Annotated in this window: 15 protein-coding genes; 9 read left to right on the top strand and 6 right to left on the bottom strand. The window is 50.8% G+C overall.

The genetic code is table 11. From position 1 onward, the window contains the following. Position 1 precedes the first annotated feature (1 nt). From BD_RS11555 to BD_RS11535, 5 genes are all read left to right on the top strand, one after another. On the top strand, positions 2–679 hold the full coding sequence (locus tag BD_RS11555) for a hypothetical protein (protein WP_011164933.1): 678 nt from the start codon (positions 2–4) through the stop codon (positions 677–679). A gap of 25 nt (positions 680–704) precedes the next feature. Continuing rightward, a complete protein-coding gene (locus BD_RS11550; RefSeq protein ID WP_011164932.1) occupies positions 705–2,117 on the top strand; it encodes a hypothetical protein in 1,413 nt (470 codons plus the stop codon). A 10-nt stretch (positions 2,118–2,127) separates the two neighbouring features. After that, complete coding sequence (locus BD_RS11545) at positions 2,128–3,387, top strand: hypothetical protein (protein WP_011164931.1); 1,260 nt, start codon at positions 2,128–2,130, stop codon at positions 3,385–3,387. A gap of 92 nt (positions 3,388–3,479) precedes the next feature. Then, positions 3,480–4,493, top strand: a complete 1,014-nt coding sequence (locus BD_RS11540) for a hypothetical protein (protein WP_048349756.1) — start codon at positions 3,480–3,482, stop codon at positions 4,491–4,493. Positions 4,494–4,545: 52 nt separating this feature from the next. Further along, entirely contained in the window at positions 4,546–5,025 is a 480-nt protein-coding gene (locus tag BD_RS11535; protein ID WP_011164929.1) for a YceI family protein, read from the top strand. Between the two features lie 38 nt (positions 5,026–5,063). Here BD_RS11535 and BD_RS11530 read toward each other — a convergent pair whose 3' ends face one another. Continuing rightward, positions 5,064–5,696 (bottom strand): hypothetical protein, encoded by a 633-nt coding sequence (locus BD_RS11530; RefSeq protein ID WP_011164928.1) that lies wholly within the window; start codon positions 5,694–5,696, stop codon positions 5,064–5,066. Positions 5,697–5,705: 9 nt separating this feature from the next. After that, positions 5,706–6,869 carry a hypothetical protein gene (locus tag BD_RS11525; RefSeq protein ID WP_231839158.1) on the bottom strand — a complete coding sequence of 388 codons (1,164 nt, stop codon included), beginning with the start codon at positions 6,867–6,869 and terminating at the stop codon, positions 5,706–5,708. A gap of 79 nt (positions 6,870–6,948) precedes the next feature. On the opposite strand from BD_RS11525, the gene BD_RS11520 reads away from it, so the two are divergent. Further along, positions 6,949–7,626, top strand: coding sequence for a PilZ domain-containing protein (locus tag BD_RS11520; RefSeq protein ID WP_011164926.1), 678 nt, complete (start codon positions 6,949–6,951; stop codon positions 7,624–7,626). 65 nt (positions 7,627–7,691) lie between these two features. After that, positions 7,692–8,420 (top strand): GTP cyclohydrolase I FolE, encoded by a 729-nt coding sequence (gene folE, locus BD_RS11515; protein ID WP_011164925.1) that lies wholly within the window; start codon positions 7,692–7,694, stop codon positions 8,418–8,420. 290 nt (positions 8,421–8,710) lie between these two features. On the opposite strand, the gene pepN is transcribed toward folE, so the two are convergent. Next, on the bottom strand, positions 8,711–11,332 hold the full coding sequence (gene pepN, locus BD_RS11510) for an aminopeptidase N (RefSeq protein ID WP_011164924.1): 2,622 nt from the start codon (positions 11,330–11,332) through the stop codon (positions 8,711–8,713). Positions 11,333–11,358: 26 nt separating this feature from the next. On the opposite strand from pepN, the gene BD_RS11505 reads away from it, so the two are divergent. After that, positions 11,359–11,715: a VOC family protein gene (locus BD_RS11505; RefSeq protein ID WP_011164923.1), complete on the top strand. Its 357-nt coding sequence runs from the start codon at positions 11,359–11,361 to the stop codon at positions 11,713–11,715. A 45-nt stretch (positions 11,716–11,760) separates the two neighbouring features. Here the strand turns inward: BD_RS11505 and BD_RS11500 are convergent, their stop codons facing one another. The 3 genes from BD_RS11500 to ahpC form a co-directional block, all read right to left on the bottom strand. After that, the gene (locus BD_RS11500) at positions 11,761–13,740 is read right to left on the bottom strand and encodes an alpha/beta hydrolase family protein (protein ID WP_011164922.1); all 1,980 of its coding nucleotides are present in this window, start codon (positions 13,738–13,740) and stop codon (positions 11,761–11,763) included. A 111-nt stretch (positions 13,741–13,851) separates the two neighbouring features. Next, the gene (gene ahpF / locus BD_RS11495) at positions 13,852–15,417 is read right to left on the bottom strand and encodes an alkyl hydroperoxide reductase subunit F (protein WP_011164921.1); all 1,566 of its coding nucleotides are present in this window, start codon (positions 15,415–15,417) and stop codon (positions 13,852–13,854) included. 186 nt (positions 15,418–15,603) lie between these two features. Further along, on the bottom strand, positions 15,604–16,170 hold the full coding sequence (gene ahpC, locus BD_RS11490) for an alkyl hydroperoxide reductase subunit C (protein ID WP_011164920.1): 567 nt from the start codon (positions 16,168–16,170) through the stop codon (positions 15,604–15,606). A 197-nt stretch (positions 16,171–16,367) separates the two neighbouring features. On the opposite strand from ahpC, the gene BD_RS11485 reads away from it, so the two are divergent. Then, a complete protein-coding gene (locus BD_RS11485) occupies positions 16,368–17,327 on the top strand; it encodes a hydrogen peroxide-inducible genes activator (protein ID WP_011164919.1) in 960 nt (319 codons plus the stop codon). The last annotated feature ends 29 nt before the right edge of the window (positions 17,328–17,356 follow it).

Below are 17,356 nucleotides of genomic sequence, written 5' to 3'. Positions count from 1 at the left end.
CATGAATGCTAAGAAAAAAATTGGCGCAGTGATTGGCGTGAGCTTCTCTTTCCTGTTTGTGACAATGTCCTTTCAGAACTGTGCTCAGCAGACTGACTTTGCCAGCCTTGAAGAGGTCACCTTAAACGGGGGCAGCGTCGATGGCAGCAACAGCAGTGTGAGCAACAAAACCCAGTCGGATATAGATGGGGCGCCGGTGGATGCGAAACAAACGCTGGAGTCCATGATGTCGCTGTTGAATCTGAAAAGCACCGACATCAATATGGGAACTGTGAATGCCGAGATCAATTATCGCCGCAATCTGCTGGTTCCTCAGAATGATCTGACTCTGGTGAATTCACCAAGTATTATCGCCACGACTTCGCTGGCGGGCGTGGTTTGTCAGCAGGCCGTGAATAAAGAAAAAAAGGGCCCTCGTGACATCTTTAAGTATCTGGATTTTGCGAAAGGTCCCGGCACTTATGGAAAAATGGGCGCTATCAACACGTACATTCTGATGATCGACCGCTTTTGGATGCGCAAGCCATCCAGTGAAGAGCTAGCCTTCATCACACAAGCTGTGGATGAGTACTACAGCACTTTGGATTCAGCCGCTTTGGGGAAAGCGACAGAGTCTGACAAACTGGCCGTCTTTATCTGTTCAGGCATGTTGTCCGTGCCGGAATCTTACCTTCTGTAACGGACAACGGGGATTTGGGGGGAATATGAAAAACGATAAACTGCAAAAAGTCCTGGATGAAAAAACCGACCTGTCCAGCCTGAAGCTTTCACGACGGGAATTGCTTGAAACCGGAGTTTTGTCCTTCGCAGCCCGTGTCGCGGTGCCAGGGGCGGTGACTTCTATTTTGACCATGGGAAGCAAAGCCGTGGCGGCCGAAGGCGACCCGATGATCCCATTTGTGACTTTAAGCCTGAGTGGCGGGGCGGCCCTGCACGGGAACTTTGTCGTAAAAGACAAGGGCGGCAGTCTTTTGGGAGCTTACACCAAACTGGGCCTGGGCAAAGCCGGCTTTGCCACAGAGAAAGTGATGGGGGCGGACTTTGCTTCCAGTTCCCAACTGCACAAAGGCATTAAATCCGTTGCCAGCACTGCGACTCTGGGTAAAGCACGTCTTGTGGCTCTTTGCACAGACACTGCCAACGACACCAACGGTCAGGCGGCTCTTCGCCCGTTCTATGATCTTTCCGGTCCGCTGGAAAGAGCAGGCCTTGTCGGCAAAGTTTTGCCGGGTGTGCATCAGGGCGCAGGGGCTGAAAATATCCGTCCCGTGTTTTCTTCGCCAAACTCCTCTCTGGAGCTGGCGAGCCTGGATAACATGTTCGGTGCTTTGAACTATTCCAGTGTTTTGGCTGACAATGGCATTTTGAATGCCAAACAAAAAAGAACCCTGGCGTCGTTTGTTTCCAAGATGACGAAATCCCAGGTGGCCAAACTGAACTCAAAAAATGACGGATTGAAACTGGCTTTGCAAGAGGCCGGTGTGAAGTCCGGGGATATTATTGCGGCAGGTGGCGCTACGGGGGTGGATCCTCGCAAAGACACCATCGTGCAGAATGTTTACAAAATCAATACAGCGACGGCTGCCAACAACGCCACGGCGGTGACGGCGGGCGTGGTTTATAATGCATTGAACGGCAATATCGCTCATGGCCGTATTACTCTGGGTGGTTATGATTATCACTCGCCGGGTGTGCGAACTGCGGCGGATGCCAAAGACTTCGCGGCGGGAGTTCAGATCGGCAACATGCTGGAGCTTGCCAGCCAGATGAACAAGCAATTGTTCATTATGGTTACCACTGACGGCGCCTGTTCTTCCGAAGTGTCTGACACTTCATCCAGTATCTGGTCCAGTGACTATTCGTCATCACTGCAATTCATCATTGCCTTTGATCCAAGAGGCAAAGTGACTTCCAGCGGGACTCAAATCGGTCACTATCTGACGGATCAGAGTGTGGATACTTCCACGCTGGTGGGTTCCCGTCCGGACTATGTGGCGGCGGCAATTCTGGCGAACTATCTGAATTTGAATTACAAGATGGGGATGTTCAAACAACTGGCACCGGCCACCTTGCAGGCGGACGATGTTGAAAAAGTTGTTAAACTTCACGTAGCTTAAGGGGAAGCGAATGAAGAAACTTCAATCTTTGAAGGTTCTGGGGGCTGTGTCCGGGGGACTGATCCTGGTCTTGGCATTCCAAAACTGCGCTCAGAGTCTGGGCGAGGGTTTTCAGATCGACACACAAACGGTGAAGCTGGTCAACCAGGGCAGCTCCGATTTGGTGGGTGGATCCGATGAGGGCGAGACCGAAGAGGGTGAGCAGAGCACAGGGGACCTGTGTGAAGATCAGCTCTATGCCAAGTTCGGCTCCGGCTATTACGTCTTCCTGAAAAACAACTGCGCAGGCTGCCATAACGGTGAACACGAAGCGCCGGCCTTTGCTTCGAAGAACTCGCTGATGTCCTATCAGGTCTTCAAAGACAAGGGTTACACTTCGATTTCTGATAATGCTGTGAATCCGGCGCACAATCCGCCCTACACAGGCACTCATCACAATGGGGCGATCGCCAGTCTGAAACAGGAATGGGCCGCGGCTCAGTCCGCCTTCCTTTCCTGCAAAGGTGATGATGGTGTGGATAAATCCGTTGTGACCGCCAACAAAACGAACGCGACGATTGTGAACAGCAAAGCCAACCCGGCAACATGGACCAAGATCGAATGGAACTACAGCACGGCGGCGGACATGCCAGCCAAAGCTGCGACCTTCCCTTTGAAAATGTCCGTGGAATTCCAGGTCGCGAAAGTCAGCGGCAGTGAAGTGGGCTATGCGGCCCGCAGCCCGACAATTTCTATCACTTCCGGCACGGCCAAGTACCGGGTGAAAGGTCTGTTCTTCTATGTGAATGACAAGATGCTGGATTCGGCCACTGTTTACCGCAATATCAATGCAGTGGTGTGCCCAGGGACGCCGCTGGCCTTGGCGCCAGTGGGGAATGCCCAGCTTCTGGTGATGAACACAACCAAAACAACAGACAAGTTTGCATTGCAGTTCACATCCATAGAAAAAGCCGAGTCAACGGCGACTTGTGGTACGGGCACGAACGTGGTGGTGCCGGTGGATGAGGCTCCGGCAAACGTGACTTACGCGATGCTGGTGGGAAATGATTCCAAAGTGAATGTGTTCAAAACTCAGTGTTTGAGCTGTCACTCAGGTGCAGGGGCTGACGGGGGCCTGGACCTAAGCAATTATGCAGCTTCCAAGGCCAAGTCAGCGGCAATCATTCGTCGTATCAACGATGCGAATGCTCCGATGCCGCGCAGTGGTCTGATGTCGTCCTCCATGAAAGCCATCGTGCAGAAATGGGTGGATCTGCAAATGCCACAATAGTCTCAGATTGAGACAGGGAACCAAACACGGAAGGCTTGGGTTCTGCGTGTTTGGTGCCGATAAGAGTTCTGTATGTTTTTGGGGGAGTTCGAATGAAGTTAGGGGTTTTAAAGACCGTTGCGGTCGGCAGTGCGGGGTTGGCGATGATTCTGGGGTTCCAGAACTGCAGCGACTTTGCTTTGCAGGATCAGGTTCTTTACGAACAGGGGATCTTTGATTCCCGCGAGGCACTTGATCAGAAGTCCCTGCCAAAACTTTTGTCCTCCAGCGAACTTTCTTTCTGGTCCAAACCCGGCAATCCTTCCTATGTCAACAAAGCCCTTTTCATGGCGGATCAACTGTCGTTTGTGGTGGCGCTGGATACCAGCATGACGGGGAAAGTTTTTTCAGTGTCTGCGGGGGCCAATCAAGAGGATGCTTACATCAATATCGCTGCGGGTAAGATCCGCGTGGTGCGCGCAGCACCGGATGCAAGCAACATCTCTTTTATGGAAGTGAATCTGCCATCCACAGGCAGTAAGATGGTGATTGCGGCAGGCTTTGGTGTGAAACCCACCGAGATGAGCCTGCAGGTGAATGGGGTTGTTCAGACAGCTGAAATTCAAAAGACCGGAACTCCCGGAGATTTTGCTTTCACCGTGAAAAGTGTGGCGACGGGTGGAACCGGCGGTCAGATCTATGAGTATGTCGTCTATGGCGGCTCTGCCACGGACGGTCTGGCGCTGACCAAAGGCGAACTGAATGTGATGTCCCGCTATGTGGCCACCAACAATCTGATTGAAAACGTGATCTTTGATCCGGCGTTGATCAACGAAGGCAAGGAAGTCGTGGAAGAGAATCCAAAATTCCTGGCGGCCAAAGCCGTCATCGATGCGAAGTGCCTGAGCTGCCATAACAGCTCGTCATACGGGGACTTCCGCAACTTGACAGAGACCAAAGCGCTTTCCCGTGGTCTTGTAAAGGCCAAGGATCTTGCGGGATCAAAACTTTACTACCGTCTGACGGGTGCGACGGTGGGTCCGGGGCCGCGCAATATGCCGACGTCCGGCTCTATGTCTTCAGCAGAGGCGCAGGCCGTGGCTGACTGGATCGACAGCATTGAATAAGTAAATAGTTTGTATATTAAACAATCACCAAAAGTTAAAAGGGGTAGGGTAAATGAAATTTGTTGCAGCATTGATTGTCACAATGGGTGTTTCCACAGCAGCGATGGCGCAAAGTGTGGTAATGGATGTGGTTTTGAATCCGATGGGGGACTTCAAAGGTAAAACTTCTGACGTCAAAGGTCAGGCCGTGGTGAACGGTGACGAAGTTTCTGCGGAAAACATTGTCGTGAATCTGAAATCTTTGAAAACCGGCGTTGAGCTGCGTGACAAGCACACGCAAAAGCACCTGGAGACCGAAAAGTTCCCAGAGGCGGTTTTACTTTCTGCCAAGGGTAAAGGCGGCAAGGGCACGGGTAAAATCAAAATTCGTGGCGTTGAGAAAGATATTTCCGGCGTTTACAAGGTTGAAGGCAAGACTTTGAAGGCAAAATTCAAGCTGAAGCTGAGCGACTTTGGTATCGAAGACATCAACTATATGGGTGTTGGTGTTGAAGACGAAGTCACTTTGGCAGTGACTGTTCCGGTGAAGTAAATCAAAAAAAAGGCCCCAGAAAAGGGGCCTTTGTCTTTTTAGAATCGGTAGTTCACACCGATTTTCCAAAGGGTGGATCCTTCAGTCAGAGGACCAATCCCGGTATAGAAATCCCACTTCTGAAACAGGCGAATATTCAAGTCGGCAATGCCTGTGACATTCAGGCTGCGGCCCGAATCAATGGTTTGTGTGCTGGTTTCTTTCGGCCAGTCGATATTTTTATAAAACAGCATTCCTGTCACTCCGGCGTTGATTCGGCCGGACAGGCGGTAAAACACGCGCGGGGAAATCCCGTAAGTGGTGAAGGCCACTTTGTCGCTCAAGTAAGGATCTGCATCGGATCCGCCGTTGGCGCGACCGGCACCGATAAAGGCCCCGGCACTCCAGCCCCAGCGATAGTAGGTGATTTCTTTCATGATGGTGACCGTGATGGCATTGTAGTTGGCCGGCACTTTTGTGCTGGTGATGCCGTCTTGAACACGCAGGGTTTCGTCCCACTGCAGTGTGGAAAGGCTAAAGCCCCAGTTTTCGCGCGCGCGCACCGCCGGTTTTTTTGCGGTGGCAACCGGCGCCGCTTCGGCGGCCGGAGCTTCTTCAGTCTCGGCTTCCTCCTGCGCCAGAACATTCTGGGTCAGAAGAGTGGCAATTAAAACGAACATCCATTTTTTCATATGTGTCCCTTAGTAGGAAATATGGATCTGCCCTTGCAGAGCCCAGGCATCATCCGCGCCACCGGTGTCAGAATAAGTTTTGCCATTGGTGGCCATGGCACGGAACTCGGTGCGGGGAAGCGGGAACATCATTGCCCCCAGACTCCATTTCATCGCCTCGGCCGAGGATTTGTTGATATCACCTTTGGTGTGCTCAAGAATCGAAAGGAAGTTGTAGCCGCGATTGATCTCTACCATCGTTTGCACGATGGCGTAGGTGCCCAGCTCCGCTTCAGAGTCTGCAATTTTATCCTTTTTTTGGCGCAGACCGAATTCACCCATGATCGCAGAACCCTTTGATAGACCCATACGCGTGGTCAGGGCTGCCAGATTCCACTGTTGCAAATCACTTTGGGACGTCAGCACGGATGCACCGACTTTGAACTTTTCATAGACCTGGTATTCACCCGCCACAGAGAAGCCTTTTTGCTTTTGCGGGTCTTCCTGGGCGGCATTGCCGACGAAGGCATTCACGGCCACATCCCAATCCGGATAAGTGAAGTGGCCGATCACACCTTGCGACTGGTCAAACTGCCCCAGGGTGATGGCTTTACGGCTGACGGCCGAGTGATCGACGTTGCGGATCCCGTAAGCTTTATCCATCTGACCCACATACAGCCAGAAGTTGTTGCTTTGTTTCCAGCGCAGATAGTATTCGCGCATGAACCAGGTGTTGGTTTTGCCATAGTAGGGTTCAATGCCGGTGTAGGAAACCGTGGTAATCAGGGCATAGTTCTGTTTCTTGTCGAAGAAGAAATTCAGATTCACATCATTTTGCATGTTGATGTAGCGCTCGGTGGAGGCGGTGGCCCCCGGCTCCATCTGCAACCACAGACCGCGATACTTCAAACCGGGGCGCACCCACCAAGGCAGCTTCTTTTTACCCAGGAAACCGGACATCTCGGCGATTTCCTCTTCTTCCATGGATTTAGGGAAGACCTGGCGGGAGGTGATTTCGGTGGCAAACAACGCACGACCGTAATCATTCAGGGCGCCGCCCCCCAGACCGTTGTAGTGGCAGGTAACGCAGGAAGAGTAGCTGTACCCGATAAAATCAGGATAGGCCTGAGCCCGGCTGGTCAAAATAAGGGACGCAAGGATGAAAATGACGTGCTGAAAATTTATATGTCTCACAATGAGAAATTCTAAGGATTGAAGCGAGATAATCAATAAAAATCTATACCCTGACTCAGCTCTGGCCGATAAGTTTCCTATGGAAACAAAATCACCAGCTTTAGAGCGTCCTCGTGCAGTGGAAATGGCTGCTGCTGTGCTTATGTTCACGCCTGTGCTTGACCTTATCATGATGCAAAGAACCGGAGTTGCGGTTCTGAATTGGGTGGGTTGGGTGTCGGTCTTTGGCGCCGGATTGACGCTGATGATCCGCCACAAGCTGTCCTGGGTTGTGGGGATGATCCTATGCGGGATCTTTGTGGTCAGCACGCTGGTCAGCCTGTTTAAGGGCTTTGGCGTGGTGGACCCGGCGATCAGCACAGCAAGGGTGCTGGATTGTCTGTTGGTGCTCTTTATCGTGGGCACAGTGTTTTCATTCTTCCGTTATCCATACCTGGATCGCCGTCAGAATTGGTTTGCGCCGACAGGAGATCGCTTTGTTGTGGTCACACCTGTTGTTTTGAATGGCAAAGTAAGTGGCGAAACCGTCGATCTGTCCTATACAGGAGCTCGCATTTCTGTTCCGGAAGGCGTGGAGTCTTTCAAAAAAGACCAATTGCTGACGCTGGTGCTGTCAGAGATCAACGATATTCAGTGCAAAGCCAAGGTCATCGATGTGAAGGACAAAGTCCTCAGAATCCACTTTGACGGCCTGTCGTCGTCAGAGAAAGACCTGCTGCGCCAATGGCTGGGCAGCCAAAATCTACAAAAAACTTAATTAACAGCCTTTGAGCTTTGCGAACCTGCCGATTTTAGGGCATAAGTGGGCTTTTCGAGCAGGGAATGACGATGGCAAAAACAACAAAGAAGACCCCCCAGAAAACCAGCACTAAAAGTGTAAAAGCAAAGCCGGAATCCCATGCTGCGGACGTGTCAGCGTCCGTAAAGCAGATTCTGGAAAACGTTCGCCCAACACCGATGATCCACAACGGTCTGACCAACGAAGAAAAGATCGAACGTATCACCGAAAAGTTCACTGACATCATGAACACTCTGGGCTTGGATCTGAAAGACGATTCTTTGCGCGAAACACCGAAGCGTGTTGCCAAAATGTACGTGAACGAAGTTTTCGGAGGATTGGATCCCAAGAAGTTCCCGAAAATGACTGTGATCGACAATAAGATGAACTACGATCAAATGATTGTAGTGCAAAGTATCGGCTGCCTGTCTTTCTGCGAACACCACTTCCTGCCCATCGACGGCTTCGCAACTGTGGCGTACATCCCCAATAAAAAAGTAATCGGTCTTTCCAAGATCAACCGTATCGTGCAGTACTTCTCCCGCCGTCCTCAGGTGCAGGAGCGTTTGACAAAACAAATCGCCGACTGCCTTCAATACATCTTGGACACCGAACACATCGCAGTCCACATCAACGCAAAACACTACTGCGTAATGATGAGAGGCATCGAAGACACTTCCAGCACAACCAGCACAAGCGACCTAAGAGGCCACTTCAAATCCAGAATGGAAACCCGCGAAGAGTTCCTAGAACACTGCCGAACGAAGTACTAAAAGGTGCCTGGTTCTTTTTTCTGGCAATAGCGCGGCAAAAAAAATGCAAAAGCAAAAGGGAGTCTTTCGACTCCCTTTTTTTATGCGCATTTTAAGGTCGCATTGGATTAGTTGATTGAAGAGGGCAGAGGGAACGGAAGCGAGCCGGGAGACCGCCCGCAAGAGGGCCTTCGGTGGCGCATGGATGCGCGAACCGGGGCAAAGCCCCGGCACCGACTGAGCACGGACGCGTGCCCTCTGAAGCGGCGGACTCCCGGATCGATTCCGAGCCCGCCGTCCTAGGCAACCAACTAAGTCAAAGCCGATTGCAAAAGTTCGCGAGAGTTCTTGGACAAAGACTCCACCGCAACCATGCGTTTGATTTGAGTCAGGGCCTTTTCCTTCATGGCTGGTTCCAGCTTGGAAACGAAGTTGAAGGCCGCACACAAACGGGCAGCGACTTGCGGGTTCTTTGGATCGATCTCGAGGATCTTGTCAGCATAGAACTCGTAAGCGTTGGTGTTCGGGTCGTTGAAGCGAACAAGGTTTGCGCCGAACGCACGCAGCAATGAATAAACATTGTTCGGGTTCGTGATGTTGAACGCCGGGTGTTTTGTCAAAGCTTTGACATCCTCCAGCACCTGTTTGCGCGAGGTGGTGGTGGCTTGCGCTGTGAACCATTTGTTGATCACGACGGAATCATTTTTCCACTCTTCATAGAAGTTCTGCAGCGCCTTTTCCCGGTGAGCAGAATCAGAGTCCGCCAGAATAGACATCGCTGTCATACGGTCTGTCATGTTCTGAGCATCCCAGTATTGTTTGTTCACGATCTCCATGATCTCTGGATCATGCAGGTCTGCCAGGTAAGCCAGGGCTTGGTTTTTCAAAGCGCGGTGGCCAAAAACTTTTGGTTCGCGGCTTTTTGGTTCAACCCCGTGATACTTGCGGTAAATGTTCAACAACTGAGCGCGGTTCGCAGCCGCGATGGCTTTGCGCAAAGTCGTGCGCGCCTGATAGAAGGCTTCGGCATCCAGCACCGCTTCTTCCTGCGCCAGAACAGCATAGCTTGGCAGTTGCAGCATCTTGGCTTTGAAGGCAGGATCCATGGACTCATCGGCCAGGATCGCGGTCATGGTCGTGATAAAGCGGTCGTCCACTTTCAGGGTTTCTTTTGCGCGTGCCTGCTGGATCATCTTTTTGAACAGACGCAGACCCAGTTTTTGAGCCATTTCACGGCGGTTGAAAGAATCCGTGTCGTTTTGCATCAGGAAGTACAGATCATTTTCAGAGGCTTCCCAGCGCAGATTTACGGGTGCAGAGAATTCGCGCAAGACAGAAAGAACCGGACGCTCTTTCAGGCCTTTGAACACGAAAGTCTCTTTCTGTTCTTTCAGCTCCATCAGGTTTTTGCCGTCGGTGTTCACGGTGATTTTGTCGCAACTGAGTGACAACTCTTTGCCGGATTTGTCCAATAGGCCCATCATCAATGGGATGTGGAACGGTTCTTTTGTCGGCTGGCCCGGTGTCGGCGGGCAGCTTTGTTCCAAAGTCACATGGAATTCACCCTTGGCAGCATCGAAGTTTTCCTGAACGGAAACCACCGGAGTTCCGGACTGGTTGTACCAGCGACGGAATTGCGTGAAGTCCTTGTTGTTCGGGTTGGAGATCGCCGCTGCGAAATCTTCGGTCGTGACGGCCTGGCCGTCATGACGTTTGAAGTATTCATCCATGCCTTTGCGGAAGCCCTTGCGGCCCACAATGGTTTGCATCATGCGGATCACTTCAGACCCTTTTTCATAGATCGTCATGGTGAAGAAGTTGTCCACCGCCATGCAGGACTCCGGGCGGACAGGGTGGGCGTTGGGACCTGCGTCTTCAGCGAACTGACCCGCGCGCAAAGCATCAACGTCTTCGATACGCTGAACCCCGCGATCAGTCATGTCGGCAGAGAATTCCTGGTCACGGAAGACCGTCAGACCCTCTTTCAAGGACAACTGAAACCAGTCGCGCAAAGTCACGCGGTTGCCGGTGTAATTGTGGAAGTATTCATGAGCCACAACGGATTCAATGCTGTGGAAGTCCACATCCGTTGCGGAGTTGGAATCAGCCAGCACCAGGCGGGAATTGAAGATGTTCAGACCCTTGTTTTCCATGGCACCAGCGTTGAAGTCATCAATCGCCACGATCATGTAGTCGTTCAGGTCGTATTCCAGACCAAAGACCTCTTCGTCCCACTTCATCGATTTTTTCAAAGAGTCCATTGCATGCCAGCAGCGTTCTTGTTTGCCGTGAGCTGCATAGACTTCCAGATTCACTTTGCGACCGTTCATGGTGGTGAAAGTGTCGCGGATCACGCCCAGATCACCGGCCACGAGTGCAAACAGGTAACAAGGTTTCTTGTGCGGATCCTGCCAGAAGGCCTTGTGACGGCCGTTACCCAGGTCTTCAATTTTGATGCGATCACCGTTGGAAAGCAGTACCGGGTACTTGGCTTTGTCAGCCTCGATGGTCACAGAATAAGACGTCATCACATCCGGACGATCGAAGAAGTAAGTGATCTTTCTGAAGCCTTGAGCCTCGCACTGGGTGCAGAAAATGCCGTTGGATTTGTAAAGTCCTTCCAGGGACGTGTTGTTCTGCGGTTGCAGCTCAGTTTCGATTTCCAGGGTGAAGCTGTCGGGAACTGACGGAACAATCAGTTCTTCCTCGGTGATCTGGTACTGGTCGGCATTGAGCTGCTGGCCGTTGATTTTAATGGAAATCAGTTTCAATTCCTCGCCATTCAGGCGCATTTCACCTGGATGAACGCGACGGACCTGGCTTTTGGCCACGACTCGACAAAAGTCTTCGTTCAGATTGAAGTCGAGGTTTACGGAGTCCACCGTGAAGGCAGGGGATTTATAGTCTTTAAGATAAATTTTTTCTTGTTTCATACGGCCTCGCTTCAGATAATAGACGGATGAGTTTGTTAATCACTTCTATCACAATAAACACCTCGCATCTACAGGGCATGCTGGGTTTTTATCGAATTATCGGCTTTCAGTTTACAGCGTCAAAGGTTGATAAGGGGAGTGAAGTCCATCGCGCCGTTCACAATGGCGTCGAATTCTCTTTATACAGCATTCAAAATCCGCAGAGATCTCAGATTCCAAGCCTGCAGCTGGGTTTTCAGATCACGGATCTGGAAAAAACCGTGCAGGAGCTCGTTAAAATACCAGGTGCCATGTGCATTTTAGACCCTACGGACATGCCCGATGGCAAAAAGGCCATTGTGCTGGATCCTGACGGACATTCCATCGAACTTTGCGAACTTTAAAAATAAAAAGCCCCGGTTTCCCGGGGCTTTTTATTTATTCATGTTTTACTGAGGCGTGGTAATCACTTGCGCGGAAGAGGCTTTCACGTGAGCCTCAATCGGCTCCAGGCGTCCTTTCAGATACTTCTGCAGGAACTCTTCGGTCAGGGCATTGGCCCCCATGTTATTGGCGGCTTTTGCAAAACCGTGGCCTTCGTCAGGGAAAAGAACATATTCCACCGGGATTTTTTTAGCCACCATGGCGTTGTAGATCTGATCGGCTTCAGCTTTTTTCACACGCGGATCATTGGCCCCTTGCAGAATCAGCAAAGGCTTTTTGATTTTATTCACGTGGGTCAGCGGCGAGCGCTCTTTCAGAAGTTTCTTACCAGCAGCCGTCGTTGGATCCCCGACGCGTTTGTAAAGATTCGCCCGGAAGCTTTCCCAGTAAGGCGGGACTGTGTTGAGCAAAGTTTCCAGATTGGAAGGCCCCACGATATCGACGGCCGCTGCAAAAGTGTCCGGCGTGAAAGTGAGTCCTGCCAAAGCCGCATAACCGCCGTAAGAGCCCCCCATGATGACAACTTCATTTGGATCAGCGTAACCATTTTTTACCGCCCAATTGACTGCATCAATCAGGTCGTCGTGCATTTTTCGGCCCCATTGTTTGTCGCCGGCGTTCAGAAACTTCTTCCCAAAACCTGTAGAGGCGCGGAAGTTCACACTCAGAACATTGTATCCGCGATCGGCCAGCCACTGGTGGTAGGGATTGTAGCCGTAATCATCTCGCCCCCAAGGGCCGCCATGAACAAGTAAAACCATGGATTTTCCCGCCTGCTTGCGGGCTTGAGTCAGATAAGAAACCAGCTGGAAACCATCGCGGGACGGGATTTCCACCGCCTCCATCGCGCTCAGGCGGTGGCCGTAAGGAATCATGGCTTTGGTGTGATACAGCGGCTGGCTCAGGGTTTGAGTTTTCACGTCATAGAAATAGAAGGCCACAGGTTTGTCTGTGGAATCCGCGAACAGCACCCACTGATTTCCATCCAGGCTCATGGAGGTCACATTCACTTCGGCGTCGAGTTTCTTTTCGATGCTTTCAAAGTGCTTTTGGAAGTCCTTGTCGAAGAACTGAATGTCGCGCTTCAGATAATAGGACGAGGCCCACAAAAGCTTTCCGGTTTGCGGGTGCATCTGCAGCCCCTGAATGTCGGAGCGGTCATCAGACGCCACCACTTTGGTTTTGTCAGATTTCAGATCCCATTCCACCAAAGCGGCCTTGTCACGTTGGCGGCTGTCCAGCAGATAAACTTTGCTGCCGTCATGGGAAACGTCCACTGCGGTGGACGTCATGCTGTCTTCAAAAGGAACGACCGTTTTTTTGACAAATTTCTTGTTGGCGCTGTTCCACAGGAAAATTGTGGATGAGCCATCCTTGTTGGATTTGCTGGCCAGAATCGGGTGGTAGTTTTTGTCAAATATGATCCCAGCATAGTTTTCGGTGTTGGTGAACAGATCCGTGGTGGCCTTCGTGGCAAGGTTCAAAATTTTGTAGTCAAAGAATCTTGGATCACGCTCGTTGGTCATGATGACCACTTCGTTCGGGCGCAGGTGACTGGTTTCGGCAATCTGCGAGGTGACTTTGCCGGGTTTGGTGATCTCATTCAGATCCCCAGTCGCCACGTTCAAAGTGTAAAGGCCAAAGTTTTCATCCCCCGCCACATCCTGACTGAAAATCAGCGTGCCCGGAGTGTAGGTCCAATTGTAACGGAAAATGCCACGTTTGGTGTCGTGAGTGACTGGTTTTGCGGTTTCCGGTTTGCCAAAGTCCTGCACCCAGATGTTCAAAACACCTTTGTGTGCGGAAAGATAGGCGACATATTTTCCGTCAGGGCTGATTTTGATGCCGGTGATGTCCGGATTTCCGAAAAGAACTTCACGAGGAATGTATTCAGCGTTCACGGCTTCCTTCTTTGTGAATGTTTGGCAGGCACTCATGGAAAGAACCAGAGCTGCTAAAAATGGCATTTTCAGTGCTGTTTTCATTAAATGGACTCCTGTTTTGCAGGATTATCCTAGGACAGCAGCCGGGGGAGTCAAGAAAGAGCGCGATTACGCGCAATAGAAAATGGGCCCCAGGAGGGTGGGGCCCATGGATTAAGAATGGTACATACGGTCTTCAAAGGCGGCCAGGGCGGCTTTGGCGCCTTCACCCATGGCGATCACGATCTGTTTGTACGGCGTCGTGGTGACGTCGCCAGCTGCGTAGATGCCCTTGGCTGAAGTGCGACCTTTTTCATCGACGATGATTTCGCCGAACTTGGTCAGCTCCACGGTTTCTTTCAGGAACTGGCTGTTCGGCACAAGGCCGATCTGCACAAAGATGCCATCCAGGTCCATTTTTTCCTCTTTATTGAGGGAACGATCCAAATACTGGATCTGCTGAACCTTGTTGCCGTCACCGATGACTTTTTCAGTTTTGGCGCTGGTCACGATGGACACGTTGGGCAGGGATTTTAGTTTATCCACCAGAATCTTGTCGGCTTTCAGCTGATCGTTGTATTCAAATACCACGACTTCGCGAACAATGCCGGCCAGATCGATTGCCGCTTCCACGCCCGAGTTTCCTCCGCCAATCACAGCGACCTTTTTGCCTTTATAGAATGGACCATCACAGTGTGGGCAGTAAGCCACGCCACGGCCCAGATATTCTTTCTCACCTTCCACGCCCAATTCGCGCCATTTCGCCCCCGTAGTGACGATGATCGCGTCGGCGGTCAGGTGTTCGCCACTTTCCAGTTCGATGGCTTTGACTTTGCTTTCCGTGTGGATCTTTTTCACGCGACGGTTTTCAAGAACCTTCACCGGATAGCTGGCAATGTGCTGATTCAACTGGGCTGCCAGTTGAGGGCCTTCGGTGTAAGTCACACCAATCAGGTTTTCGATGCCTTTGGTTTCCTGCACCTGACCGCCGATTTTTTCAGTGATCATGGCCGTGGAAAGACCTTTACGAACCGTGTAGATCGCAGCGGAAGCCCCTGCCGGGCCGCCGCCGATCACAAGGACGTCAAAGTGACCCAGGTTTTTGTTCACAGGTTCGGATGGTGCTGCATTCGCGTCGACACCAAATGTGGATTCCAGTTTGCTGACCAGATCCAAAAGCTGGATGCGGCCGGAATGGAACATTTTTGCGTTCGCCACCAGACTTGGAACACCTTGAATACCCAAAGTTTTGATGTCGTCCTGAACATAGCCGCCATCGATGATTTCATGGCGAAGGCTTCCGTGAATCAAAGCAATCTGATTCAGAGCCTGCACCACTTCAGGACAGTTTTCACAAGTCAAAGAGATGTAAGACTGAATGGTGATGTTTTTGTTCAGACGACGAACGCGGTCCGCGATCACGCTGTCCAAAAGCTTGCCTTTGCCATCGGTGTTCAGGATCGCCAGAATCAACGAAGTGAATTCGTGACCGCCGGGAATACCTTTGAACACGATGCCCGTGTGCTTGCCTTTATAGTCAATACGGAACTGAGGCATCGGAGAAGTGCCGGAGGTATTTTGTGTCAGTGTGATTTTGTCCGAGGTGCTGGCAACACTTTGAAGCATGTCCAAAAGATCTTTTTGATCTTCGTGAGAGCTGTTTTCATAGACAAGCTCAACAGTGTTTTCCAAAGAGCCGAAGACTGATCTTAGTTGTTCAAGAAGAGAAGAGTCTAACATGTGACCTCCGTTCGGGGGGGGAAATTACCTGAAAGGTGCAACTGCTGCGTTGGTCGGCGTCGCCGTACAGGAGTACGGCTTCCTTCTCCCGCGCTTTGCATTTGCAGCTTTCAGCTAATTTCTGTTTCGCGGTTATTGGCTTGTCCCCGCCATAGGCGGGGACTCGCACATTAATTAAAATCTAAATTAGATTTTACCAACCAGATCAAGACCTGGTTTCAGAGTGGATTTGCCTGGAGTCCATTTCGCAGGGCAAACTTCGCCTGGGTTTGCAGCGATGTATTGAGCTGCCTGAGTTTTACGGAACAATTCATCAGCGTTACGGCCGATACCGTTGTCCTGAACTTCAGCCAAAACGATTTTACCTTCTGGGTTCACCAGGAAAGTACCACGGTAAGCCAAACCTTCTTCTTCAATGTGCACGCCGAATGCGCGAGTCAATTGGAAGGTAGGGTCTGCCAACATTGGGTATTTGATCTTTTTGATCGTCTCAGAAGCATCATGCCATGCTTTGTGAGTGAAGTGAGTGTCAGTGGAAACACCGTAAACTTCCACGCCGATTTTTTGGAACTCAGCGTATTTGTCAGCCATGTCACCCAATTCAGTAGGGCATACGAATGTGAAATCCGCAGGGTAGAAGAAGAAGATGGACCATTTACCTTTCAGGTCGTTCTGAGTCACAGTTTTGAAATCACCGTGATGGAAAGCTTGAACTTTGAAATCTGGCACTTTCGTGTTGATGATAGTTTGCATTTATTCTCCTTCGAATAAAGTGGTTAGGTTGTGGCCTTAGGGCCTAAATAAAAATTCAGGTCCACCAGCAGGTTTAATTGTTAGTGGACATCTTTCGTCTTTGAGAGTACGGGATCAACCCTTTTTAAGGAAATCGATTATAAATATGCATTGATAGATTTTGTCTATTGCGGCATAATAGGGCCTGAGGAGCCCTTATGAGCCCAAAAGTGAACTTTTCTTTGACGCAGCTGGAATACGTTATGGCTGTCCATAAGTACGGTCATTTTGCCAAGGCGGCTGAGGCCTGCCACGTGACCCAACCCACGCTCAGCATGCAAATACAGAAGCTGGAAGAGGATTTGGGAGTGGTGATCTTTGACCGCTCCAAAAAACCCATTTTGCTGACACATATGGGTAAAAAACTGATATCCCAAATTCAGACGGTCCTTTTTGAGTCCAGGAAAATTGAGAGTATTATTCAGCATGAGCAGAAAGGTGCCAAACAAGGAGTCTTGTCTATTGGTGTCATTCCGACGGTGGCTCCCTATTTATTGCCTCGACTTTTGCCGGTGGTGGAAGAGATGTTCCCAGGTGTGGATCTGAATATCAAAGAAATGCAGACCGACCAGATTTTGGAAGCCCTGAACGGCGATGATATTGATGTCGGCGTTTTGGCGACGCCCACACTGATGCCGAAAATGTTTGAGTTCCCTCTGTACTATGAGCCGTTCTATGTGCTGTGTGAAAAGAATCACGAGTACGCCCACATGAAGAAAATCAAATACCAGAGTCTGGGCATGGAGGACATCTGGTTGCTGGAGGAAGGCCATTGCCTGCGCAATCAAGTGCTGGATATCTGCTCGGTGAAAAAAGGCAAAGGGCAGGGGCGTCGGTACAAATTTGAAAGCGGCAGCCTTGAAACCCTGAAAAACCTGGTGGATTTGTACGGTGGCTACACCCTGCTGCCGCATCTGGCGACAGAACAAGTGGGTGCACGCAGTCATTTGGTTCCTTTTGAAAGGCCGATTCCGGCCCGCGAAATCGGACTGGTGTATCGTCGCGAGCACTACAAGAATGAACTGATTGAAGCTTTGGGTGAAGCCATTCTGAAATCGATCCCGGAAGAACTGCGCAAGATTCGTCCAAAGGATCTGGATGTTTTGCCGATTGCTTAAAAGCGTCCAACCCCTTGGTGTATTTGGGA

It is taken from the genome of Bdellovibrio bacteriovorus HD100 (genome assembly GCF_000196175.1).
Taxonomy (GTDB): Bacteria; Bdellovibrionota; Bdellovibrionia; order Bdellovibrionales; family Bdellovibrionaceae; genus Bdellovibrio; species Bdellovibrio bacteriovorus.
This window is presented reverse-complemented; position numbering and strand designations above follow the sequence as displayed.

Excerpts from the sequence above, each read along its gene's own strand:
- ahpC (WP_011164920.1), bottom strand. The coding sequence starts at position 16,170 with ATGCAAACTATCATCAACACGAAAGTGCCAGATTTCAAAGTTCAAGCT.
- BD_RS11555 (WP_011164933.1), top strand. The coding sequence starts at position 2 with ATGAATGCTAAGAAAAAAATTGGCGCAGTGATTGGCGTGAGCTTCTCT.
- BD_RS11540 (WP_048349756.1), top strand. The coding sequence starts at position 3,480 with ATGAAGTTAGGGGTTTTAAAGACCGTTGCGGTCGGCAGTGCGGGGTTG.
- BD_RS11485 (WP_011164919.1), top strand. The coding sequence starts at position 16,368 with ATGAGCCCAAAAGTGAACTTTTCTTTGACGCAGCTGGAATACGTTATG.
- BD_RS11545 (WP_011164931.1), top strand. The coding sequence starts at position 2,128 with ATGAAGAAACTTCAATCTTTGAAGGTTCTGGGGGCTGTGTCCGGGGGA.
- BD_RS11500 (WP_011164922.1), bottom strand. The coding sequence starts at position 13,740 with ATGAAAACAGCACTGAAAATGCCATTTTTAGCAGCTCTGGTTCTTTCC.
- BD_RS11530 (WP_011164928.1), bottom strand. The coding sequence starts at position 5,696 with ATGAAAAAATGGATGTTCGTTTTAATTGCCACTCTTCTGACCCAGAAT.
- BD_RS11550 (WP_011164932.1), top strand. The coding sequence starts at position 705 with ATGAAAAACGATAAACTGCAAAAAGTCCTGGATGAAAAAACCGACCTG.
- pepN (WP_011164924.1), bottom strand. The coding sequence starts at position 11,332 with ATGAAACAAGAAAAAATTTATCTTAAAGACTATAAATCCCCTGCCTTC.
- BD_RS11505 (WP_011164923.1), top strand. The coding sequence starts at position 11,359 with ATGAGTTTGTTAATCACTTCTATCACAATAAACACCTCGCATCTACAG.
- ahpF (WP_011164921.1), bottom strand. The coding sequence starts at position 15,417 with ATGTTAGACTCTTCTCTTCTTGAACAACTAAGATCAGTCTTCGGCTCT.
- BD_RS11520 (WP_011164926.1), top strand. The coding sequence starts at position 6,949 with ATGGAAACAAAATCACCAGCTTTAGAGCGTCCTCGTGCAGTGGAAATG.
- BD_RS11535 (WP_011164929.1), top strand. The coding sequence starts at position 4,546 with ATGAAATTTGTTGCAGCATTGATTGTCACAATGGGTGTTTCCACAGCA.
- folE (WP_011164925.1), top strand. The coding sequence starts at position 7,692 with ATGACGATGGCAAAAACAACAAAGAAGACCCCCCAGAAAACCAGCACT.